Raw genomic sequence first — 22,233 nt, 5'->3', positions numbered from 1 at the left:
AAAAGTATCACTATCAAATCATAACAATTTGAGATTTAACAAGGTAAGATCACTTTATTCTGTATCGAAGTATAGCTAAAACGGAATTATCAAGTTCTAGTTTTTTGATAACTTTTTGGGAAGATGCAAATTCTATTTTGCACGAAGTGTTTTTTGCAGCCTCTAGCATCTTTAGAATTTTTTTAAATTGAGAATCAGAGTAATAATTTGATGAAACAATCAGAGTATCAACTGCCCCAATTTCTAAAGCCTTGAAAATGACACTATTTCTTTTTGCAGTAAGTCCTTGTTTGACTAGGTTTTCATATTTTTCAATTATTTCTTCAACATATTTTTTTCTGTATTGATATAGATGGTGAATTAATTTCTTTTCAATTTCTTTTTTTGATGTAGAAAAAGACAAGTTTTCAACAAATCTGCATTTTTTTGCCAACTCTGAATTAAGTTCATCATAAAATTCTGTTTTTGCAGTACCAATCCCACCCAATAAAATTAAATCAGAATCAGAATCCATCTCTAGGACTTTGTTTGCAATTTTTTTAAAGAATACATGAATTTTTGTTTGTCTCGCTCTAAGGAATCTTCCTTGACTTTGTCCTCCCTTTCTATGTCTTCCCTGCAAATCAATTCTGAGTTTGGATTCTAAAACTATCTGACTTCCATAAAATTTTTGTATTCTTGCAGTTTTTTGATCTAGTGTAACTACCAATACATTGTAATTTGTTTTTAAGATATCTTTGAATGGTTTGATAAATGGTTTTTTGCTTGCCATGTAGACATATGGAAGTTTTTTTGAGGTTCCAATCACTTTGATGTTTGCTTTGTTGTCTTTCATCCATCCAAAAATACAGAGTGTTTTTGTAAACTTGCCAACAGAAACAGGATTGTCTTTGAGTTCAGATATTTTGTTTTCAATTTTTGCTTCAATTTTTTCAAATGACTCATTTCTCTTTGTTTCCTCGAGCAAAGATATGGTTTCAAGTCCCTTGCCATACGGATAATACACTGAGATGCAAGGAGAATCAATTTGCTTAATATCATATAGAAATTGATTAATCGAAAGCCATTCAAGAGGATCTATTTCATCAGGATTTAGAAAATTTTTCACAAGTGTGACTTTTTTTCTTTCATAAATAACTAATACTATCTTTAATGAGGGATTTATCTTAAAAATTCAAAGTATTGTTCATAACAATAAAAAAGAAACATAGTTTTAGAAATATTGTGGAATTGACAGTTTTACCACTTTTAGCTGAAAGAAAGCAAGATACATTTGATATTTTTGAGACATTATTAGAAACTTTAGAAAAAAATGATACTAAATTGCAAGAAGGAGATGTTTTAGTAATTTCCACAAAATACATTTCAAATGCACAAGGAAGAATTGTGGATCTTTCAAAAATCAAAACATCAGAAGAAGGATTAGAGATTGCAAAAAAATACCAGTTAAAACAGGAAATAGCAGAAATAATTATCAGAGAATCAGACAAAATCTATGGCGGGATAGGTGGATTTGTGATCACATCAGCTGATAACATCATGGCACCAAATGCAGGTATTGACAAGTCTAATGCAAAAGAAGGCAAAGCAATTTTGTATCCTCAAAACCCCTATCTTATTTCAGAACAAATTCGCAGAAAGATTTTCTTAAAGATGCTAATTCATGTAGGAGTAATTCTTGTAGATAGTAGACTAATGCCTGCAAGAATTGGAACTTCCGGAGTTGCAGTTGCGTGTGCAGGGATTGAACCAGTTTTAGATATGAGGGCAAAAAAAGATCTTGACGGTACTCCACTAAAAGTTACTTTTCAAGCAGTGGTAGATAACATTGCAACAATTGCCAATTACAAAATGGGTGAAGGTGGTGAATCAAAACCAATTGCAATAGTAAGAAACTCAGATGCTAAACTTACAGATAGAAAGATCAGTCCTTCAGAAATGGCAATATCACCAGATCAATGTGTCTATGTTAGAGGATTATCAAATCCACCCGGACACTAGGGATTTTTTGGTTCTGCTTTAAATAGAGGTATTTTGGTGAAAAAATAATGGAGTATCTTACCACATACCCAAAGACAGTATCATTTTTTGATGGACTAAAACACAAAATTAATGTTGATAATAAACATGGAGTAGAGCAACTTCACATAGTAGTAAAGAAAAGTTTTGAAGAATTAATGAAAATCTTTACTGAAGAGGGATTCACCAAAGTAAAACTTGAACACAAGCAACCAGGACAAATTGGAAACGGTCTTAATTTAAAATTAAAAAAACCATGGGAGATGCATGTTAGAATGGTTGATCTAAAAAAAGGATTAATTGGAATTCATGCAGAAGTTGAAGTCTCAAGAGATTATCTTCAACATTTATTCTCACAGAGAACTCCAGTGGTTTACGAAGTAGAGACAATTCTAAAAAAATATCAGGTAGAGTATAGTTTTTGGCACGATAAAATTAAGAAGAATGTTAATGCCATTGTAGATAATTATAAAGTTAAACTTGCAACACCTAGCATTCCAGTTTTTGCATGGAAACCAATGTTATTTGTAATTGGAACAATTGCTGCATTTTATGGTTGGAAATATTTTAACACAATCTGGTAAATTTAGACGCCCAGACTTTCTGCTTTAGTCATTTCCAGAAATACCTTATCCCCAACTGATAGATTCATCTCTTTGTATTCATGCATTTCAAGTTTTAATTGGGTTACACCTTGCATCCCCATTCCACCACCCATTCCAGACATCATTTTGTTAAGATCCTTCATCATGTCATTCATGTTTGAGAATCCCATAACTTTAGGAGTTCCAAAAGGAGATTGGGGATTTTGAGTTGATTCTTTAAGATCTTTAATAGAGGATAATGATACTACAACATAGGGTGCGCCATCAGGTGCTGAATCAATGCTTTTTACTACAAATTCTTTCTTCATGAATATAGAAATTCATCCATGTAATTTTAATTTTAAGGTCAATTTGTCCCAATTTGCAAGGTTTGAAGCTTTAATTACAATTTTTAAGAATTCAATGTATGGCAGATGTATTAAAAACAACACTGAGATACTATGGAATTTCTCCGTGGGAGATCGAAGTACTCTATGGATTTCTAAATTCACATTTTACAATTATTCAAGATGAGATTGAACAGGATGATGAGAATTTTGTGAGTTCATTAGACATGGAAATTCCACTTGCATTTAATGAAGAATTCTTTCAATGGTTTGACTTTAAACGATGGGAGAATGTAAAGTCAGTTTTCAAGGAGATGAAGAGAAGGAGAGGTAGCGGTAATGCATTAAAGGTTAAAATTAATTTTGCAGGAAATCCGAGAATAGTTTTCAGTATTGATGTAGAGGATAAACAGTGGTTTGATAACGCAATCGAAAAGATTGATTTTGTTTTAGAATTGATTCCTCATCACCTTGATCCCCAAAAACTCCCTACAGAAATTTCAGAAATTATCTACAAGTTTGATTCAAAATCAATTAGATGGAGGCTAGATACAGCATCATCTGAAAATAAAAAATATATTTTTAGTGGAAACACTTGGAAAGAAATTATTTGAGATCTTTTTGTAGTGGCTCTAGTAATTCATGTAGTTCTTTGTATTTTGACTCTAAAAATTCTAAAGCATCATCAAGTTTTTTTGATTTTCCATATTTGAAGCGAATTAGTTCACGATGATGCCAAAATGTTTTGCCCTCTTCTACTGAAAGAGTTGTAAAATAATCGACGCCCTTCAAGTTATCAGGAAGTGATACATTGTGAGGAAATAACAATTCTATAATAAACCATTCATCTCCATCAGGATAATCACACCCCGTATCCACATCAAAGAAAATATGAAGCAAGTCTGATTGCATAAGGCCATCATCATTTATTGAAGGGTGTTTTATGACAGATTTTTTGAAGTCAAGATTCAAAAGTTGGGGTTCAAAGAATCCTTTGATAATAGATTTTCGAAATATTTTATTTGCCTCGTAAATATTCAAATGCAAGATACACTACTATGAAACTTGCCTATAACTTGTTAGGTCTAGAGCAGGAATCACACTTGAAGAGAATCTAAAATTGCAGAAATATCAGTGATTGGCTTGCCATTTTGGGAGATGTTTTGTTTTGCAGGAGGGTTTTCACAGTAATTTGGAATCTTGTCTTTTAGTCTTTGGTTGTAGGGCGAGATTAATTCATTTTTGTAAAAGACTCCAGTAGGTATCTTGGTATCCCACTCTAGTGATTTAATGAGGGATTGAGATAATTTCTCATTTACTTCAGCTACAGAGTCATAATGGACAACTGGATCATACCCTTGCTCTTCAAGTTTGTAAATTCGTGAATGTCTTTTTTGTGCCTCATCAACTAAATCAGTACCAGCATACCAATCTCTAGTATTGATATCATTGTAAGTGGGGCATGGCTGCAACACATCCAAAAAGGATAATCCTTTGTGTTTAACTGCCTGAATAATTAAAGATTTTAGATGTTTAATGTCATAAGAATATCCACGTGCAACAAAAGTAAATCCACTTGCAACTGCAAGACCTATTGGATTAACATTGAAATTGGTATTTGGTGAGGGCAATGATTTTGTTTGTTCTCCTAGTTTCAGAGTTGGTGATGCTTGGCCCTTTGTTAATCCATAAACACCATTATCAAAAATAATGTAAGTCATATCGACATTACGTCTTCCAGCTGCTACAAAATGACCTGCGCCAATTCCCAAGCCATCACCATCACCACCAGCAGCGATTACTGTCATCTCAGGATTTGCAATCTTTGCACCTTGTGCAAATGTCAAAACACGACCATGTAATGTATGAACACCATAAGTGTTGATAAAATGTGACGTCTTACCAGAACAGCCAATTCCCGAAAAGATTGTTGCTTTGTCTCGCTCTATTTCCATCTCAGCTAATGCCATTTGAATGGCATTGACAATACCAAAGTCCCCACATCCAGGACACCAATCGTTGTGCACATCTGTCTTATAGTCTGCAAGTTTAAGCGCCATGCATCAAGACCTCCCGTTTTTCGGCTTTGCCGTCAATAATTTTTTTAAGTGAATCATAAACTTCAGTACTAGTCATGGCTCTACCAGAGTATTTTAAGATGAAGTGATCAATATCACGTCCAACATTTTGTTTGAATAATTTTCCCAGTTGTCCTGAATGATTAGCTTCAATATCGATTATGGTCTTTGCATCTTTGAGCAATGCAGTTACATAATCAGCTGGAAATGGATTCATGAGTTTTATTTGCACATACCCGATTGAGATTCCTTCTTTTTTTAGCATATCAATGGCATCAAGAATAGGACCTTTTGCAGAACCCCATGAAATTATAGTATTCGCTTCAACTCCAAAAGACAATGCTTGTTGGGATTCTGGGATTTCTTTTAAGATTAAATCTAGTCGGGACATTCTTTTATCCATCATTTTTACACGTAAAATTGGGTCTTCTGTGATGTGGCCTAATTCATCGGATTCATCACCTGTATTCCAAAAGACTCCATTATCAAGTCCCAATCTAGAGCGGGGAGATACCCCATCATCAGTAAATGCAAATCGCCTATACTCACCTTCCACTTTTTCTAATAATTTACCACGATTGACTGTTATTTTTTGAGGATCAAATCTTTTGCAAGTAATCACAGAGCTTGCATGGAATTTATCCATCATGTGGATTACTGGGACTTGGAAAATGTCAGCGTAATTGAAGACATTACCTGTATCGTAAAAGCTCTCCTCAATGTCACCTGATGCATAAACAATCTTTGGAAAGTCTCCATGGCCGGCATATACTGCAAAGAGTAAATCATCTTGGCCATGTCTAGTTGGTAGTCCAGTTGACGGACCACTTCTTTGATAATTTGTAATTACAATTGGGACCTCATTCATTCCTGCCCATCCAAGCATTTCAGTCATCAATGCAAATCCCGGACCAGAAGTACAGGTTGCAGCACGTGTTCCAGTTAATGCAGCACCAATTGTCATCCCCATTGCAGAAATTTCATCTTCGCATTGAATTACTGCAGTGGAACCTGGCCTATCTCCACTTACTTCAACAATTTCGTTTGATTCAAGAAATACAGATTCGTCAGATGCTGGTGTAATTGGATAGTATGGTTGCATTCTACAACCACATGCCATCTTACCAAGTGCAGTTCCTTGAAATCCTTGAACTAGAATAGTGTCAGGTTCTTTTTCAGTTCCCGTTAGTAAATGATTGAATGATTCAAACTTTGCAGATGCATAATTATATGAATAAGTTGCAGTCTCTTGATTAATTTTTGCAATCTCTGCTTTTTTTGCAAAAATTTCTCCAATAGTTTTATTTAATGAATCAGGAGGCATTTTAACCAATCCTAAAGATAATGCAACGCCAATCACATTGAACATTCTAACCAATCCTTTGAGTCTCGGATTTTCAAGTTCTTCAGCAAGTGTTGCAAGAATGGATTTGAAAGAAACAGGATAGAGTTTAACCCCTTTTTCTTTGGCAATCTCTAAAACTCCTGCAATTGTAAATGGTTTATTTTTTGATTCTAATTCTTTGTGCAATCTTTCTTTGAATGGAGCATCTAATGTGTTAACATCATCTGTTTTTGATTTTTCTAAATCAGAATCATAAATAATTCCGCCACCAGAAACTACTTCATCAAAATGACGAAAGAGGGTTTCAGCATCAAATGACACCATCAAGGTTACATCATTAATGTTTGAATTAATTTTCTCATCACAAATTCTTACTGTAAAGTAACTATGCTCACCCTTGATATTAGAATAAAACTCTCTTTTACCAAATATCTGATATCCCATCTCAGCGCAAACTTTGGAGAAGATATTTGCACCTGACTCAACACCACTACCTTGTGGACCGCCTATTAACCAGGTAAAATCAGCCGTGCTCACAGTAAATTACCTCTTCTTTGAAGTATAATATTCTGTATTATCAAAATGATCAACCCCCAGTAGCTGCATCAAACAATGCACATTCACATTTATCGCGTTCTCCACAATAAGGACAAACACATCCGCATTTGTCAATAGAATTGCCACACTCTACACAAATGGCAAAATCTTCCTCTTCTTCTTCGGCTTTCGAAGACATAAGTGATTTAGAAAGAAATCGTATAAATGGTTTGAGATGAATCTCAAGACTGATGAAAAACAAAGTCTTTCTTACAAGAACTTTGCATGATTTTGCATTAAAAGAGTTAAAGAAAAAATATCAGGTTGAAATTCATTCGGGAAAAATTCCAATTCCTCAAACAAAGCTTCGATCAAAAATAAAAGAGGTGGATGGAATCATCTGTTTCCCATATGATAAAATCAATAAAGATACAATTGATCTAGCAAAGAATCTAAAAGTGATCAGCACCTATAGTGTGGGTTTTGATCATATTGATGTTAATTATGCAAAGAAAAAGAAAATTCGTGTCGGATACACTCCAGAAGTACTAACTGATGCAACAGCTGATTTAGCATTTACCCTATTACTAGATGTGCTAAGACGAGTCTCTGAGGGAGATAGAATAATCCGTGAAGGTAAATGGAAAGAAATCTACGGAGCACATGATTATGTTGGAGTGGATCTACAAGGAAAGACTCTCGGCATACTAGGCCTAGGTAGAATTGGCAGAACTCTTGCAAAGAGAGCAAAAGCATTTGACATGAAAATCATTTATCACAATAGAAATCGCATCTCAAAATCCAAAGAAAAAGCAATGGGTGTAAAATATACCTCATTTGAAAAACTAGTCACACAAAGTGATGTTTTGTCAATTCATGTCCCCCATACAAAAGAGACAGATCATTTGTTTAACATGAAAGTTTTTAGAAAAATGAAAAAATCAGCATTTCTAATTAATACGGCAAGAGGAAAAATTGTAAATGAAAAAGAACTTGCAATTGCACTGAAGAAAAACATCATTGCAGGTGCAGGATTAGATGTCTTTGAAGAAGAACCAATGAATAGGAAAAATCCATTAATCAAATTACAAAATGTTGTCCTTGCACCACATATCGGCAGTTCAACAAAAGAAACTAGAGCAAAGATGGCCCAAATTACGGTCAAAAATTTGAATCTAGGAATGAATGGGAAAAAGCCGATCTATTCAGTTGGATATTGACTTTTACGCTTGAGTGATCATCTAAAACAATGTGCGGTTTTTATATTCAAATCTCCATATAATATTAGATTGAAAAAATTCAAACATACTAATGAAGAATTAGAATTAGCTAAATTACAATCTGAAAAAGAAAAGAAGAAAAAAGAATTAGAATAGTATTTTTTCTCCTTGTCTTTTTCAGACAAGGTTTTTTTTAAAATTTAATTTTGGATGAGAATTTTTGTTTTAATTCATCATATGCGTTCTTTCTTGCAGGAATTAGTTTTTTAGAATCATCATACATTTTTGTAAAAAATGCCGCTAAAACACGTTCTTTATTGTCATCAAAGAACTGCACACTAAAACTAGTTCTTTCAGGCTTTACTTCTTGAACAAATTCTGCAGATTTTATTTTTTCAGAATTTACATGCATATGTGCAGGGCCATCATTATCCCCTATAGTAATCCATTTTTCTTTTTGTCTGATACTAAGTGAATTGCTTCTAGTTTCACTTGTGGCACCATTATTTTTTACTATTAGTAAAACGTCATCATTTGCCACTATGTCAGATAATAAATCAAAAAGCATCATAATCTATTCTAAACAAAATTATTTCAATTTTTAGATGGTTTCATGTCAATTTGAACAAAATCATCGGAATCGCCATGAACACAATCAGTTCCAACTGCTTTTACTGGTGAAAAGATAATTTTTCCATTAAGGATTTTGCCTTCATTTTGAAGCACTCCAATTTTTCCTGAAACTATTTTCTTGTGTTTTTGGCATGTGACCCCAAACATGTATTCATCTTGCTCAGCCACAATAGACACAATAAATTCTGGTGGGTTAACGCATTGTTTTCCCTCTTCCATTACTGAACATCTATCAGGTAACACAAGTTTAATTGAAATTTTATTGGATATTAATCTTAATTATCATAGATTCGATTTATTATTGAGAAAAATGTACTAAAACAAGGTCAATGGCACATAATTTTGATGTAATAATTATCGGAGGCGGGATTCTCGGAACATCTATCTCATATTTTCTATCACATCTAAACAAATCAAAAAAAATTGCAGTAATTGAGCAAGAACATAATGTTGCATTCCACACCAGCGGTAGAAACACAGGAAAAGTTCATGCACCGTATTTGTACAATCCTGAAAAGAAACAATTGTTTGCAAAAGCTGCTTTTCATGGATATGAGATGTGGGAAGAGTATTCCAAATTAAGAAACTTGCCTTTCAAAAAAGACGGAGTGATAGAAGTTGCATTGGACAAAAAAGGTAATTCAGTTCTTGAAAAATATCTAAAGTGGGGTAAACAAAATGGGTTAGAAGACAAAGACATCAAACTAATGGACAGCGCAGAGCTTAAAAAAATAGAACCTGAAATAAAATGTGAATCAGCACTATATGTTTACAAAGATGGGTCAACAGACTATTCAATATTTACAGATTCAGTTATGAAAGACAGTGAATCTAGCGGAACTAAATTCATTTTAGACACAAAGGTAACAAAAATCAAAAAAGAGAATGGTAAATGGAAGATCACACTAGATGAACAACATGAAGTATTTACAAAATTTCTAATTAATGCTGCAGGAGGAGAAGCAATCAATATAGCTCATGACGTAGGAATTGCAGAAAAACTCACAGATGTCCATTTTAGAGGAGAATATTGGAAAGTCCCAAAAGAATACCACAACTTGACTAAAACAAGCGTATACTCTGTTCCAGAATTTCCAGATTATCCATTTTTAGATCCTCACTGGATTATCAGAGTTGATGGAAGTTGTGAGATTGGTCCAAATGCAGTTCCTGTATTTAGCCCATATGGATACAACAAAACAGAAAACATCAAAGAGTTTATTCCAAAGATGTTAGAGATGCTAGGTTCTGGTGCAAGAAAAGCGATTTTTGACAAACAATTTCAAGAGCTTGCAATCAATGAGATTCAATCATCAATGTCAAAATCAGCAATGATTTACAGAGTAAAAAGATTTCTACCGAAGATTGATGCAGACAAAATTACAGAGAAAGGTACTGCAGGAATTAGATCATCAGTAATTGATGAGGATGGAAAGTTTGTGCCAGATGTTATTCTAATTGATGATGAGACATCGTTTCATATTCTAAATTACAACTCACCAGGTGCCACGGGTGCATTACCATTTGCATCACACATCATTAATCATCTAAACACAAAGGGGCTATTTCAGAGTGAAAATATCGATGCTCAATGTGGGCCATGGAAATTTTCGGAAATCATTGAGAAACTAGAGAGATAGCCAAAGATTAATCAAACATTTTGCTGATTATAAGATGAAATCATTGTTTTTTACAACTAAGAGTAAATCAAATAATTTAATACTTGAACATTAACAACACTTCTTAACAAATACAATGTCAAAGAATTTCAAAAATATAGCAGTTGCAATAATCACACCAACCCACACAAAAAAGTCATTTGATGTAGGGCTTGAACTAGCAAAAAAAGTTGGCTCAAATTTGACTATCATTGAGTGCATGTATAAAATTCAACCAAAGTTGTATTTTTTTGAAACAAAATCCGATAAAAAAATTGCTCAAAAACAGATTTCAAAATTAAAGGCTGAATTGGTGAATTGGAAAAAAATTGCTCAAGATCAAGGAATAAACATTAAGACAAAATTTGCTTTAACAGATTCCATATCACATTGGGTTATCGATTATGTCAAAGATAATAAAATTGATCTCTTAATTGTAGACTATCCCAAACTATCGATGGTAGAAATGTCACTATATGACGACATTATTAACGCGATTCATCATGAATCCCATTGCCATCTTTTAACCACAAAACCCTAAGAAAATCCAAATTTACAATCGTATTTTAAGATCTTTAAAATATCCAAAATAATGATTAAGAAGGAGATTTTAGGGATATCCGCAGTTCTGCTAATCTTTACATTCTCTCCTGTATATGCACAGCACCATTCAGGGTCTTTGGCACCACCAGTAGATTTTGATGGGTTAAAAGTCGCTTTAATCACAATATTATCTCCAGAAGATTATTCATTTCCAGATGCAAAGAATCCAAACTTGTCAATCAGATTCTTTGACAGTGAAACTAATACAAACATCAAAAGCGTAACATATCGCGTTCAAATTTTCCACGAAGACAATCTTGTTGCCAATGAATATTTTTTCGATGATGATGGCAGATTAGATTTAGAAATTAAACCAAAAACAGACTGCCTAGAAAAAGAACTTTGGAAATGTACAAAGTATTTTGGTGAAAAACACGCAATTGCAGGCGCATACTATGCTAGAGGAGAATCGATTCCAGTAATTCAAGGTCCTGTTTTTGATAAAAGCGGACAATACAATGTCAAAGTATCAATTGTAGGCGCAACAAATCCCAAAACAATGACTGTGAAAGATATTCTTTTTGAGACTTTTGTTAGTATTCCACAAAAAGAGATTTTTCAAATAAAAGATGCCAATGCTCAAGAATTTCCCATAGAAATTAAATCGTATGATGGTGAAGTATCCAATTTTATTTTTGATGAGGAGTCATCAAAGATATCATATGAATTAGAAAGTGGCAAGCATGTTCAACATCATGATGCAAACAGAAAGCAGTTAATTACCATGCAAAAAGATTTTTTGTCATTTAATGAAGGGTATAACGTAGAAGTATTTGTTGAAGGAGTTAAACTGAAAAAAGATTTAGTTGAATTTGATAGTTCATCACCTACTGAAAATATCATTAGAATTAGCATTCCAAAAGAAGACAACCATGATTCAGATCATCCATTAAAAGTGGAAATTGTGTCAGGTGATGCAATAAATCCACATAATCTTGGTTTTAATTTTCAGAACGGTTTTTCTGCAAATGTATCTTGGGATTCAAAGTTAGAAGCAGGTGAAAAAATTCCATTCACATTTTCGTTTTTTGATAAAACAAATGATCCTGCAGAAAACATACTCTTTGCATACAGCATTACAGATTCCGCAGGAAATGAAATTTGGTCAAATATTGGAGAGTCACAAGAGCATCTTGGAATTTTAGCTCCACACGGAGTATTGCAAGAGGCAGTTTTGATTCCAATTAGTGACAAATACCAATTGAAACTAATTCTGACTGGTCAAAACTCACAAAATTTTGTAGAGTTTTTCACAGCAAAATCAGATTTTAGCATATCTCAATCACCCCCACAAGAGGAATCAACTTCATCTGTTCCATCATGGATAAAAAATAATGCCGGCTGGTGGTCTGAGGGAATTGTAGGAGATCAAGAATTTGTTCAATCCATTCAATTTCTAATTATAGAAGGAATTCTGAGTGTCACAGTAACTGAATCAGTCACTACAGAATCTCAAGATATTCCCATTTGGGTAAAAAATAATGCAGGTTGGTGGTCAGAAGGTTTGATATCTGAGAGAGATTTTGTGAAAGGAGTAGAATTTTTGATCAGTCAGGGGATAATTAGAGTGAATTAATGTTTCAAATCATAACATCAAATTGCTAAAAAATTAATTAAGAAAAAATAGAATGCATTATCAAAATCATTTAGTGTTTGCTGCTTTCTTCAATGCTTTTTGATAATTTGCTTTCTTTTTGCGTGCAGATTTTTCTGCAGTTTTTAGAGCCTTCTTTACGCTTTTGATCTTGTTATCTGCTTGGAGAAGTTCTCTTTTTCTTTTGTTAGCTACTAGTTGAGCTCGTCTTTTGGCTTTACTTACTGTGCGTTTAACTTTTCTCACAGCTTTCTTTCCTTTTGTGACAGTTCTCTTTGCTTTGCTAGTAGTTTTTCTTACAGCCTTTTTGATTTTTCTAGTGGGTTTTCTTTTGGCTGTTCGTTTTCTTGCTGCCATGGTCTATTCCAAAATAAAGTGAACTAAATAGCATGTACGTCAGAAATTTTTCAGGTCAACTCAAAGATTTTTACTGTAAATTAAAAATTATTTAGAAAAAAATACTTTGAGTTGATCGATTTTTTTACATAATTATAATTTCTCACACTTTCCACCTGCTTTCTTCCAACTTTTTCCACCTTGACGTTTACATTGTGATTTTGTTACTTTTCTTGCAAGAACACCTTTGCAGCAGTTTTCAAGATAACAGGTTCCCAAAGGGGTTTTAGTAGTAGTTTTTTTGTGTAAAACTGATTTTTTAGATGTATTTGTTGATTTGACTCTCCCTAATGAAAGAGAAGGAGTTTTTTTAACAATACGTTTACGTTTAGAGATCAATGGTTTTTTTATTTTTGGAACTTTGGGTTTTCTAATAACAGGTTTACGTATTGACACAAAATTAAATATGTAAATTACTATAAAACAATTTTAATTAAAATGATATGAAAAATTAAATTTTAAATCTCATATCTGGTTGAAATATGTGTGTCAAAATTAGAATATGTAATAATGATCGGTGTTGCTCTAAGTGGAAAGACCACATACATCAAGGCAAATTTTGATCATGAGCGTGTGGCTTTATCATTTTTTGATAACGATAGAAAAAAAGAATTGAAATACATTGAAAAATGTCTTGGAGAAGGAAAAAGCGTTGTTATTGACGATACCAATCTAACTAGCAACATTCGAAAACAACACATTGATCTAGCAAAAAAATACAATGCCAAAGTAAGAGGTATCTTGATGAATACCTCAAGAGGATTACTTGAAAAAAGACAAAAAAGCAGACGAGAACCATTTCCATTAGCAGTGATTTACAAACAACTCAAAGAACTAGAAACGCCAGTAAGTGATGAAGGCTTTGATGAACTTATTGTAAAAAAAGACTATGAACAACCCAAAGACACATGATCATTGCAGTGTTTTGATAAATAATCAAATTAGGATGGCGCCGGGAGGGAGATTTGAACTCCCGTTCCCTTGCGAGAACGCGCTTTATGGTTTAACAATTTCCAGGCGCGCGCCCTACCAGGCTAGGCGACCCCGGCACAAGTCTAACGACAAGAGTACTCGGTAAAATGTGATTATAAATTATGTTACTTTTGAAATCCTACTTCCAGATTGTAACTGTAGTTGATTTCTCTACTTGATTTCCTTTTTCATCTAGGCCCTTTGCAGATATTTTGTATAGACCCTCTAAAGCAGCATCACCATCATTTTTGATTTGATCCCAAGATAATTCAATTTCATCACCAGGTGCAAGATTTGAAATAATTTGTGTACTAATTGGAGTATACATCAGTATCCCTGACAATCCAGTTATTCTAAGACCATATGATGTATCATTGAATGTTATTGGAATTGTTCCAGAATTTACAATTCGAATTTTAATCTCTTCGCCTTTTTTAAAATCAAATTTTTCAGTAACTAGAGAAATAGAAGGACCTTCAACATAGACTAGTTGATTTGTATTTTTAACATCCATCAAATAAACACCAAATGCAAAACCTGAAACTACTCCAATTATAATAAAAATTACAAGACTTTTTGCTAGCATGGCTTTGGAATAATTTAGTTAATCCTTTGGATGAGTAGGCTTTGTTCTCCATTTTTTAGGATATGTGTTTGGAGCCATAATGATTCTCCTTGTTTCAAATGCATATCCCTTTGTGGCATCACGGATCTCTTCTTCAGACATGGTAGATTCGGCCAAAGCTACTGCCTCTCCTTTTTGTGTGTAGACTCCAACAAGATCACCTTTCTTTAGATTTGGAGAAATTTTTAAAATTCCAGGAATTGCAAGTTGAGCTCCATGGCACATTGCATCTACTGCAGAGTCCCGAATAACTACTGACTTTAATTCACTTAGTGCATATTCTACAGGTTTTATCATTTTCATCAACCTTGATTCATCTTGGTTCTCTTCCCACAATGCAAATGCATTTGCCAATTCATGAAGAGTGACTAGTCCATCAGTTTCATAAAATTGATCCACCCTAGATCTTCGAAGCTCAATCATGGTAGCTCCTGGTCCTAAAATCTCTCCAATATCATAGTATAATTTTCTAATATACGTTCCAGCCTCACACAGCACACGAGTTAGGAGCAATCTTTCTTTTTGTTCAATTAATTCAAATTCATAAATGGTTCTAGTTCTGGTTTGTCTTACAACTGCTGAACGTTGAGGTGGTTTTTGAAATATCTCGCCTTTGAAAGAATCAATAATCTTAGATAGTTTTTCTTTTGATGGAAGTGAATGTACACGTCCCAATGCAACATATTCTTTAGGACCTAGCAGTAAAACACCCAATGCTTTTGTTGCCTCACCTAACCCCAGTGGTAATACTCCTGAAACCTGAGGATCAAGGGTTCCACTGTGACCAATCTTTGGAAGTTTTAAAATTCTTTTTGCCCATGCAACTGTTTCATGACTTGTAGGACCTGGAGGTTTATCCAATAGAATGATGCCATAGTTTAGCAATTGCTCAAGTGAACGTTTGTCATAATATGTCCCATAAGAATCATCAGTGATGTCCTGATCAATTTCAATTAGATTTTCAAGTTGTTTTAGGGTCATAGTAATTTTCTCACAGTTTCTTTTGCAACATCAATTACTTGTTGGGCTGATAGATGATCTGTATTAATAATCAAGTCAAATACAGATTTATCCTCACCAAAATCAAAATCATAAAGTTTTTTGTACAATGCCTTATTTTTGTTAAATCTCTCTTTTGTGATTTCATATGCTTGCTGAGGGCTCATGTTATCCCTTGTTTGCATTCTTTGAGTACTACTTTCATGTGAGCCTTCCAACCAAATTTTAATTCCGTCTGAGATTAACCAAGGCAAAGTGTAACTAGTGATCACCACACCACCTTTCTTGAATAGTAAAGTTAATTTTTCATCGAGTGCTCTATCATATTTTGAATCATTTTCACGTTTATTGAGAAAACTCATTCCTTCTTCAGTATCCCACCAGTCGTCTCCATCAGATTGATATCCTTCCTCTATTGCCATCTCTTTTAGAACATCACCACCACTAAGATATTCTAGTTGAAATTCTTCTGCCAATCCTTTGGCAACAGTTGTTTTACCTACTGCAGGAGGGCCAGAGATTACTATAGATTTTGTCAACTGAGATCCATCGAGGTTTTCGTCAGTTTCATAATAATGCCACTAAATGCAATAGATGAAAGGAAATACCAAGCCCAGAGATACAAAGAATTTTCTTGACCAAAACAAGGATCACCCTCTATCGCTGCATGTTCAGCAGTACATGTTAGTTGGAACATATCACCTGGGATTACATTTAGTGGGATGGGGGATATTGCCACAGTATATGAAAACAATTGAGGCAGTACAAAATAAAATATCAAAATTAATGGAACAAAGGTAATCATCATCGGACGCATATTCATCTGCATCATCTCCATAGACATTTTGTTCATGTATGCAGATTTTTTTCCAAGTTCAGCTGCTTTTGCAGTATCTTTTGCTCTCATGGCAGCCATTCTTTCTTTTTGCCAGCCACGTGTTTCTTTCATAATTCGTTTTAGTTTTGTTTGGTCTACCATCTTCTTTCTAACACCAGCATTGAATAGATTCAACAAGATTCCAAATCCAGAAACTGCAAACATCGAAAGGATTAATCCTTTGATTATTGGATCATCACTACCAAGTGCTTGTCTTGCCTCACCACCAAAGATATCAAACTGCAGGGGAATTGATTCGATAAATAGTAGAATAAAGTTAAAGTCCATTTTTTACAGTCCTAATGCATTAATTATTTTGTCTATGGCTTCATCAATCTTTCCTTCTCTATTAAGAATATGTTTCACAGGGGAGCCTGTAAGAACAGTACATGCAGATATCATTGCAGATTGAATATCTAATTCCTTATTTATATTAGGAAGAGTGATTTTGTCACGATTTCGTGTTTCGTCTTTCATTCGTCGGTTGTAGATCTCTTCAGGTTTTGCTGAAACTGAAACAAAGTTTGTGGGTTTAATAATTTTCAAAACATGTTCAGGTAATCCTGGATAGTAACCCTCAGGTGAATTGATAAATGCATGAGTGTCGACTATTACTACTTGCTCATCATATGCCGCAATTTTCTCAGCAGATGTTTTTTGAAGATGTTGTTGTTTACTTACAGGTAAATGTCTAAGCTCATCTCTATCTTTGATACCATTTTCTTTTGCAACTTCAAACATCAAAGTTCCAAAGCTGACCACATGGACAGTTTTGTTATGTTTCTTTAGGATTTCTACCATTTTTTTTAAAATTGTGGTTTTTCCTACACCTGGAATTCCTACAAGGATAATTCGCTTATTTCCTTCCAAGTAAAGCACCCAAACGCGGCATGACGACTTCTACTTGTTCTCTTACTAACTGTGTGTAATAGTTAATGAGAATATCTACCATAAGTAAAATTCCAATTCCAGAACCAAATACACCAAGAACATCAGAAACACCTGCTAGGAGGCCCAAAATCATAGAACCAATAATTGTAACTGATGGAATGTATTTGTTCAACAATGCTTCAACTGGTTTGTTTGATCTTCTAAATCCAGGAATTTGCACATCTGCATCAAGTAAGTTCTGAGCAGCACTCTTGGGGGACAAACCACCAAGCTCTACCCATAGTCTTCCAAATACAACTACAATTCCTACCATAAACAACACATATCCCACAGCACGCATTGGATCCAATGCTGCAACGTCCAAGCCTCTTGGAGGTGTCATATAGTAAATGATACCACCTATCGGAGTAGATGGACTCGTCGGGTCAAACTGCGCAATAAAGTTCATGAAGAAATTATTATTCCGCGGGTTCATGTTTGCCCACAACATCTGAAAAATGAAAACAGCATTTGCCGTAAGGGCTGATGCCAAAATTACTGGAATGTTTGATACATACATCAATTTGATTGGATACACAGCAGAGAAGCCTCTGTATTTTGTAGATACAATTGGAATCTCAATCTTCATTCCTTGTGTAAATACAAGGATTAACAAGATTCCTGCCGTCAAAAATATACCAAAGACACTCGGAAGTTGATTCGAACGGAAGAACACATTTGATAAATCACCAGTCATTATTGATTGGCCAAGATACGGAATAATACCAATCGTTCCCCCATCGCCCGCAGGTAAAGGACTAAACAAGCTCCAAAGAATCTGTTGTGCAACACCTGCCATAATGAAAAGACTGATTCCACTGCCCAGACCCCAACCTTTCTGAATTAATTCATCTAAGAACATGATGATTATGGATGCGGCCATCAGCTGTCCTATCATCACATACAAAAAGTATGGCTCTGAAACTCCAGGTCCATATACTGCAGCGGCATAAACGATTGATTCTGCAACAATTACAATGTATGTTACAATTTTAGTTGCTGTCTGAAAGATTCCTCTCTCTTCTGGTTTTTTAAAATCAAATTTTAGGATATCCGAACCCCTCAGCAATTGCATCAAGAGTCCAGCTGTAACTATGGGTCCAATTCCCAATTCAACAAGAGTTCCTTGTTGGGATGCAAAAATTACTCTAGCAAATGCTAAAAAGTCAAACTGTGGAGCTGTTGCACCAAATAATGGAGTCTGACCCATTACCATGTAGATCAGTAATGCTACCCCACACCACAGCAGTCTAGTTGGTAGTGGAATTTTCTTTTTTGGTTTTGGAACTTGAGGAAGATAGGGTTCTGCTTTGAAAACTACTTTTCGAATAATACTAGTGATAGTACCCTCAGCCATTATCTGCTAACACCTCTCCCCCAACAGCTTTTAGCTTTTCTTCTGCAGTTGCAGTGAATTGTTTTACTTTGACGGAATAGGCATTTGCTATTTTTCCGCCACCAAGGAGTTTTTCGTATCCTGCACTTGTAAGGTCTACGATCTTCTTTCCTCCTTCTTCTTTACCGAGCTTTAAGAACAAGTCATCAAGATCTCTGATGCTAGTCCATGTTTTTGTAATATTTGGGTGAGGGCGTTTAGGTGCTTCATGACCATAATGATCTGGCTCATATTTTAAAGTAGAACTCCAATGATGCTTTAGCATACCGGTAACTCCAAGACCACCTTTGTGACCACTTGCGCGGTGTTGACCTACTTGTCCCCATCCCATGTGTCTTCCGCCTCTGAGTCGTCTAGTTTTTCTCAATCTTGTTGCCATCTCAAATCATTCTCCTAACAATTGTGTCAAGTTCTTTATTTTGTCCAAGTATTCCCTTGTTTCCATAAAGTCTCTTTGTACTTTTTTTGAATCCAAGTTTTGGTGGTGCCAAGGCAAACCAAGGTTTTAGTGGTTTTAATTTAGATAGTATAGCTTTTCCTTCTGCCAATGCAGTTCCTAATTCATCAGAACTTGAAAATCCTAGTTCTTTGAGATCTTCAGGAGTAATTTTTTGATAACCACCTTTTCTTGCTTTTTTATCAATTAGTTCTTTTGCCAATGATGCATCTAGTTCAATCCAGGAAACATAGTGCTGTACTTTTCTTAGCATACCTAGAGTGTTTTCTTTGGCAGGCAAAATTGTTGCACGGTATTTTTTATCTAATTTTAGCAAAGTCATAGTATGTGTTGCCCAGTAGGGGCAATCGGCTTGGCCTTTAATTCTAACAACAAGATATGCATTTGCCATTTTCTATCAACCTTGACTAAATGTCTGTCTTAGACAGTCCAGAATTGCTTTAGAAGTAGAGTTCATCGTAGGTGTGGAGCCCTTTGCAGTAGTCCATGCATCTTTGAGACCAGCTAATTCCAATAATCGTTTAATTTTACCACCTGCAACAAGTCCTAATCCTCTAGGTGCAGGAATAATTTCAATTGTAACACTTCCACCTTTTCCCTTTACCTTGAATGGGACTGAATGTTTTTGATCACATCTGCATTCCCAACTGCCACATCCTAGTTTGATTGGGTTAACATTAAGGAAAGCTTGACTGGTTGCCTTTTCAATTGCAATTCTCATCTGTTTTGATTTACCTTGGCCAATTCCCAAGTAACCGTTTTCATTTCCAGCAGCAACAATTGCTTTGAATCTAGTCGACTGTCCGTTTGAAGTCATTTTTTGAATGATACCAACATCTACAACTTCACTTTTCAAGTCAGGCAATAGTTTCTTGATGATTCCTGATTCTTGAATTCTTAATCCCGATTCTATAATTTCTTCTAAAGATGAAATTTCCCCTGATGCAACTTTTTGACCTAAGATTGTTTTTGGAATCCAGACTTCCTCTTCTGGCTCTCTTCTTGGTCTTCTTGGACGATCTCCTCCTTTGGCTCCACCTGGTGGACCACTACCATAAACTGGTGGGCCTCGTCCTCTTTGACCTGGTTTGCCTTTAGATTGTGCAGTTTGGCTCATTTCTATTTGACCTCACTGTCGATTGTAGATTTCATTTTTGATACTTCATTTTTTACTGTAAGATGTTCACCATTGATTCTATCCTCTGGTGGGAATGTCTCTTCGTTTGCTGGTACCTCTACTCCAGCGTCAATTACTCCTTTGAGGGCTGCTGCCATTCTTTGTGTATAACGTCTTGTGCCAGTGTAAAGAATTGCATCCTTGGCACCTTGACCAAGTGCTTTCTTGCCTGCCAAATATCCAGTAAGATATGCTGCAGGTACACTTTTTCTAGACCCCTTCCATCCTTTCTCAAGGAGATATCTAGAGTGTGCAGATGCAACCACTTTATCGCCTTCCATTCCAGGCTTTAGAATTTGTACTTGAGTATTTTCATTAGTAATATTTACAGTGATAAAATCGCGTTTACCCATCAACATGGTGCCACGTTTTTTGTAATTGGTCTTTTCCTCTCTAAGTCTACGTAATATTTTCGAATAGGCCATCTATAGAAACCGAGTTTGAATCTGCTCTTATATACGTTAAGCGCGAATTAGGGCAGCAAGTAAAGCTTTCTGAGTATGTAAACGATTTTCTGCCTCATCCCAAATTACAGATTGATTTCCATCAATTACAGATGCTGTTACTTCTTGTTCTCGTTTTGCTGGAAGACAATGCAAAAAGATCGCATCAGTTTTTGCAGACTGCATTATTTTTGGATTGACTTGGTATTTTGGAAGAAATTTTTTGATTCTTTTTGGATCACTGTTGTGAATTGAAGAATATGTATCAGTAACTATAACATCTGCATTTTTAGTTGCAACAAAAGGATCAGCAGTCAATTCAATACTAGTTGATTTCTTTGCATCCTTTACTACACCTTTTTCTGGTTGGAATTCTTTTGGAGTTGCAATTGACATCTCTATTCCACAATGTGCTGCACCATAAATCATAGAGTTGCATACATTATTTCCATCCCCAACCCAGGCAATCTTTAGTCCTTTGAGTTTTTTCTTTTTTTCTTTAATGGTCATAAAGTCTGCCAAAATTTGACATGGATGAAATGAATCAGAGAGTCCATTAATTACAGGAACACTAGAGTATTCTGATAATTTTTCAATCAAGTCATGGGAATAGACTCGGGCCATAATACAATCAGTGTATCGCGAAAGGGTCTTTGCAGTATCCTCAACTGACTCTCCCCGTGAGAGCTGCATGTCATTTGCAGATAAATTAATTGCATGTCCACCTAGCTGAAACATTCCTGTTTCAAAACTTACACGAGTTCTAGTAGAGGGCTTTTGGAATATCATTGTCAGGGTTTTATTTTTCAAAACAGGTTTGGACATTCCTTTTTTGAGTTGTTTTTTTAGTTTGATTGATTCATCAATTAGTGATGAAAATTCCTTTGGGGATAGTTCCGCTAAAGTGAGTAAATTTTTTGTTTTGATTTTCATTTCTTAAAGAATCCAAACATACCTCGTTTCTTTTTAGGTTTTTCTTCTTTATCATGTTTTTGCATATCATCGTCAGTATCGTCTTGTTTATCTTTGGTGTCATCTTGGTTATCTTTGTCATCTTTTGATTCATCTGGTTTTGGCCTGCCGTCTTTAATCCATTGACGAATTTTGTTTCCTAGCTTTAATGCTTCGCTGTCTCTTTCAGGTGGCGGTACATCAAACAAGTCCGAATAAGTTGCAATATCATCATCTTTGATTCCATCAAATGGATCATCTGAAGTTGGTGTTGGTTCAGGTTCTGGTGTTGGTTCAGGTTCTGGTGTTGGTTCAGGTTCTGGTGTTGGTTCAGGTTCTGGTGTTGGTTCAGGTTCTGGTGTTGGTTCAGGTTCTGGTGTTGGTTCAGGTTC

At 34.9% G+C, this 22,233-nt stretch carries 29 protein-coding genes, 1 tRNA gene and 1 pseudogene; 8 read left to right on the top strand and 23 right to left on the bottom strand.

Features of this window, described 5'->3' with window-relative positions:
• Positions 1-49: 49 nt before the first annotated feature.
• Positions 50-1,108, bottom strand: a complete 1,059-nt coding sequence (locus C6990_RS08285; protein ID WP_182130251.1) for a baeRF10 domain-containing protein — start codon at positions 1,106-1,108, stop codon at positions 50-52.
• Between the two features lie 116 nt (positions 1,109-1,224).
• Here C6990_RS08285 and C6990_RS08280 point away from each other — a divergent pair, with 116 nt between their 5' ends.
• Both C6990_RS08280 and C6990_RS08275 read left to right on the top strand, forming a co-directional pair.
• Complete coding sequence (locus C6990_RS08280; protein WP_182130248.1) at positions 1,225-2,001, top strand: coenzyme F420-0:L-glutamate ligase; 777 nt, start codon at positions 1,225-1,227, stop codon at positions 1,999-2,001.
• A 47-nt stretch (positions 2,002-2,048) separates the two neighbouring features.
• Complete coding sequence (locus C6990_RS08275; RefSeq protein ID WP_182130246.1) at positions 2,049-2,603, top strand: hypothetical protein; 555 nt, start codon at positions 2,049-2,051, stop codon at positions 2,601-2,603.
• 2 nt (positions 2,604-2,605) lie between these two features.
• Here the strand turns inward: C6990_RS08275 and C6990_RS08270 are convergent, their stop codons facing one another.
• The gene (locus C6990_RS08270; RefSeq protein WP_182130244.1) at positions 2,606-2,932 is read right to left on the bottom strand and encodes a hypothetical protein; all 327 of its coding nucleotides are present in this window, start codon (positions 2,930-2,932) and stop codon (positions 2,606-2,608) included.
• Positions 2,933-3,030: 98 nt separating this feature from the next.
• On the opposite strand from C6990_RS08270, the gene C6990_RS08265 reads away from it, so the two are divergent.
• The gene (locus C6990_RS08265; RefSeq protein ID WP_182130242.1) at positions 3,031-3,564 is read left to right on the top strand and encodes a hypothetical protein; all 534 of its coding nucleotides are present in this window, start codon (positions 3,031-3,033) and stop codon (positions 3,562-3,564) included.
• Here the strand turns inward: C6990_RS08265 and C6990_RS08260 are convergent.
• From C6990_RS08260 to C6990_RS08245, 4 genes are read right to left on the bottom strand one after another with little or no spacing between them, the layout of a single operon-like run.
• Positions 3,557-3,997 (bottom strand): hypothetical protein, encoded by a 441-nt coding sequence (locus C6990_RS08260; protein ID WP_182130240.1) that lies wholly within the window; start codon positions 3,995-3,997, stop codon positions 3,557-3,559. The two genes, C6990_RS08265 and C6990_RS08260, sit on opposite strands and share 8 nt — an antisense overlap.
• A 50-nt stretch (positions 3,998-4,047) precedes the next feature.
• On the bottom strand, positions 4,048-5,010 hold the full coding sequence (locus tag C6990_RS08255; RefSeq protein ID WP_182130239.1) for a 2-oxoacid:ferredoxin oxidoreductase subunit beta: 963 nt from the start codon (positions 5,008-5,010) through the stop codon (positions 4,048-4,050).
• Positions 5,000-6,910 carry a 2-oxoacid:ferredoxin oxidoreductase subunit alpha gene (locus C6990_RS08250; RefSeq protein WP_182130238.1) on the bottom strand — a complete coding sequence of 637 codons (1,911 nt, stop codon included), beginning with the start codon at positions 6,908-6,910 and terminating at the stop codon, positions 5,000-5,002. Before C6990_RS08250 ends, C6990_RS08255 begins: the two co-directional genes overlap by 11 nt.
• Positions 6,911-6,959: 49 nt before the next feature.
• Positions 6,960-7,109, bottom strand: a complete 150-nt coding sequence (locus C6990_RS08245) for a hypothetical protein (RefSeq protein ID WP_179372231.1) — start codon at positions 7,107-7,109, stop codon at positions 6,960-6,962.
• A 52-nt stretch (positions 7,110-7,161) separates the two neighbouring features.
• Here C6990_RS08245 and C6990_RS08240 point away from each other — a divergent pair, with 52 nt between their 5' ends.
• Positions 7,162-8,130, top strand: a complete 969-nt coding sequence (locus C6990_RS08240; protein ID WP_182130237.1) for a 2-hydroxyacid dehydrogenase — start codon at positions 7,162-7,164, stop codon at positions 8,128-8,130.
• Between the two features lie 193 nt (positions 8,131-8,323).
• On the opposite strand, the gene C6990_RS08235 is transcribed toward C6990_RS08240, so the two are convergent.
• Together C6990_RS08235 and C6990_RS08230 are read right to left on the bottom strand one after the other, a co-directional pair.
• Positions 8,324-8,698, bottom strand: a complete 375-nt coding sequence (locus C6990_RS08235; protein WP_182130236.1) for a ChuX/HutX family heme-like substrate-binding protein — start codon at positions 8,696-8,698, stop codon at positions 8,324-8,326.
• A gap of 26 nt (positions 8,699-8,724) precedes the next feature.
• Positions 8,725-9,006 (bottom strand): hypothetical protein, encoded by a 282-nt coding sequence (locus tag C6990_RS08230; RefSeq protein ID WP_182130235.1) that lies wholly within the window; start codon positions 9,004-9,006, stop codon positions 8,725-8,727.
• 86 nt (positions 9,007-9,092) lie between these two features.
• Here C6990_RS08230 and C6990_RS08225 point away from each other — a divergent pair, with 86 nt between their 5' ends.
• The 3 genes from C6990_RS08225 to C6990_RS08215 all read left to right on the top strand — a co-directional run bounded on the left by C6990_RS08225 (position 9,093) and on the right by C6990_RS08215 (position 12,600).
• Positions 9,093-10,403, top strand: coding sequence for an NAD(P)/FAD-dependent oxidoreductase (locus tag C6990_RS08225; RefSeq protein ID WP_182130234.1), 1,311 nt, complete (start codon positions 9,093-9,095; stop codon positions 10,401-10,403).
• A 115-nt stretch (positions 10,404-10,518) separates the two neighbouring features.
• The gene (locus C6990_RS08220; RefSeq protein ID WP_182130233.1) at positions 10,519-10,962 is read left to right on the top strand and encodes a universal stress protein; all 444 of its coding nucleotides are present in this window, start codon (positions 10,519-10,521) and stop codon (positions 10,960-10,962) included.
• A gap of 51 nt (positions 10,963-11,013) precedes the next feature.
• Complete coding sequence (locus C6990_RS08215; protein WP_182130232.1) at positions 11,014-12,600, top strand: hypothetical protein; 1,587 nt, start codon at positions 11,014-11,016, stop codon at positions 12,598-12,600.
• Between the two features lie 66 nt (positions 12,601-12,666).
• Here C6990_RS08215 and C6990_RS08210 read toward each other — a convergent pair whose 3' ends face one another.
• Complete coding sequence (locus C6990_RS08210; RefSeq protein ID WP_182130231.1) at positions 12,667-12,975, bottom strand: hypothetical protein; 309 nt, start codon at positions 12,973-12,975, stop codon at positions 12,667-12,669.
• A gap of 132 nt (positions 12,976-13,107) precedes the next feature.
• Positions 13,108-13,410, bottom strand: coding sequence for a hypothetical protein (locus C6990_RS08205; RefSeq protein ID WP_182130230.1), 303 nt, complete (start codon positions 13,408-13,410; stop codon positions 13,108-13,110).
• A 90-nt stretch (positions 13,411-13,500) separates the two neighbouring features.
• Between C6990_RS08205 and C6990_RS08200 the strand changes: the two genes are divergently transcribed.
• On the top strand, positions 13,501-13,926 hold the full coding sequence (locus tag C6990_RS08200; RefSeq protein WP_255465340.1) for an AAA family ATPase: 426 nt from the start codon (positions 13,501-13,503) through the stop codon (positions 13,924-13,926).
• 35 nt (positions 13,927-13,961) lie between these two features.
• On the opposite strand, the gene C6990_RS08195 is transcribed toward C6990_RS08200, so the two are convergent.
• The 13 genes and pseudogenes from C6990_RS08195 to C6990_RS11060 form a co-directional block, all read right to left on the bottom strand.
• Positions 13,962-14,063, bottom strand: a tRNA-Ser gene (locus tag C6990_RS08195).
• A gap of 62 nt (positions 14,064-14,125) precedes the next feature.
• Positions 14,126-14,572: a hypothetical protein gene (locus tag C6990_RS08190; protein ID WP_182130229.1), complete on the bottom strand. Its 447-nt coding sequence runs from the start codon at positions 14,570-14,572 to the stop codon at positions 14,126-14,128.
• A gap of 18 nt (positions 14,573-14,590) precedes the next feature.
• Positions 14,591-15,592 carry an RNA-guided pseudouridylation complex pseudouridine synthase subunit Cbf5 gene (locus C6990_RS08185; RefSeq protein ID WP_182130228.1) on the bottom strand — a complete coding sequence of 334 codons (1,002 nt, stop codon included), beginning with the start codon at positions 15,590-15,592 and terminating at the stop codon, positions 14,591-14,593.
• Positions 15,589-16,149, bottom strand: coding sequence for a cytidylate kinase-like family protein (locus tag C6990_RS08180; protein WP_182130227.1), 561 nt, complete (start codon positions 16,147-16,149; stop codon positions 15,589-15,591). The genes C6990_RS08185 and C6990_RS08180 overlap by 4 nt, the downstream gene beginning before the upstream one ends.
• Positions 16,146-16,775 carry an EMC3/TMCO1 family protein gene (locus C6990_RS08175; protein WP_182130226.1) on the bottom strand — a complete coding sequence of 210 codons (630 nt, stop codon included), beginning with the start codon at positions 16,773-16,775 and terminating at the stop codon, positions 16,146-16,148. Before C6990_RS08175 ends, C6990_RS08180 begins: the two co-directional genes overlap by 4 nt.
• A 3-nt stretch (positions 16,776-16,778) precedes the next feature.
• Positions 16,779-17,366: an adenylate kinase gene (locus tag C6990_RS08170; RefSeq protein ID WP_255465339.1), complete on the bottom strand. Its 588-nt coding sequence runs from the start codon at positions 17,364-17,366 to the stop codon at positions 16,779-16,781.
• Positions 17,344-18,774 (bottom strand): preprotein translocase subunit SecY, encoded by a 1,431-nt coding sequence (gene secY, locus C6990_RS08165; protein WP_182130221.1) that lies wholly within the window; start codon positions 18,772-18,774, stop codon positions 17,344-17,346. The genes C6990_RS08170 and secY overlap by 23 nt, the downstream gene beginning before the upstream one ends.
• Complete coding sequence (locus C6990_RS08160; RefSeq protein ID WP_182130219.1) at positions 18,767-19,192, bottom strand: uL15 family ribosomal protein; 426 nt, start codon at positions 19,190-19,192, stop codon at positions 18,767-18,769. Before C6990_RS08160 ends, secY begins: the two co-directional genes overlap by 8 nt.
• A gap of 1 nt (position 19,193) precedes the next feature.
• Entirely contained in the window at positions 19,194-19,661 is a 468-nt protein-coding gene (locus C6990_RS08155) for a 50S ribosomal protein L30 (RefSeq protein WP_182130216.1), read from the bottom strand.
• 6 nt (positions 19,662-19,667) lie between these two features.
• Positions 19,668-20,387 carry a 30S ribosomal protein S5 gene (locus tag C6990_RS08150; RefSeq protein WP_182130214.1) on the bottom strand — a complete coding sequence of 240 codons (720 nt, stop codon included), beginning with the start codon at positions 20,385-20,387 and terminating at the stop codon, positions 19,668-19,670.
• A 2-nt stretch (positions 20,388-20,389) separates the two neighbouring features.
• The gene (locus tag C6990_RS08145) at positions 20,390-20,872 is read right to left on the bottom strand and encodes a 50S ribosomal protein L18 (protein WP_182130212.1); all 483 of its coding nucleotides are present in this window, start codon (positions 20,870-20,872) and stop codon (positions 20,390-20,392) included.
• Positions 20,873-20,908: 36 nt separating this feature from the next.
• Positions 20,909-21,823 (bottom strand): ornithine carbamoyltransferase, encoded by a 915-nt coding sequence (argF, locus tag C6990_RS08140; RefSeq protein ID WP_182130210.1) that lies wholly within the window; start codon positions 21,821-21,823, stop codon positions 20,909-20,911.
• Positions 21,820-22,233 (bottom strand): annotated as a pseudogene (locus C6990_RS11060) (signal recognition particle-docking protein FtsY); the annotation flags it as partial. The pseudogene C6990_RS11060 and the gene argF, both read right to left, overlap by 4 nt.

It is taken from the genome of Nitrosopumilus sp. b3 (assembly GCF_014078525.1).
Lineage (GTDB): Archaea > Thermoproteota > Nitrososphaeria > Nitrososphaerales > Nitrosopumilaceae > Nitrosopumilus.
The sequence above is the reverse complement of the archived record's forward strand: the minus strand, read 5'-3'. Positions and strand labels throughout refer to the sequence as shown.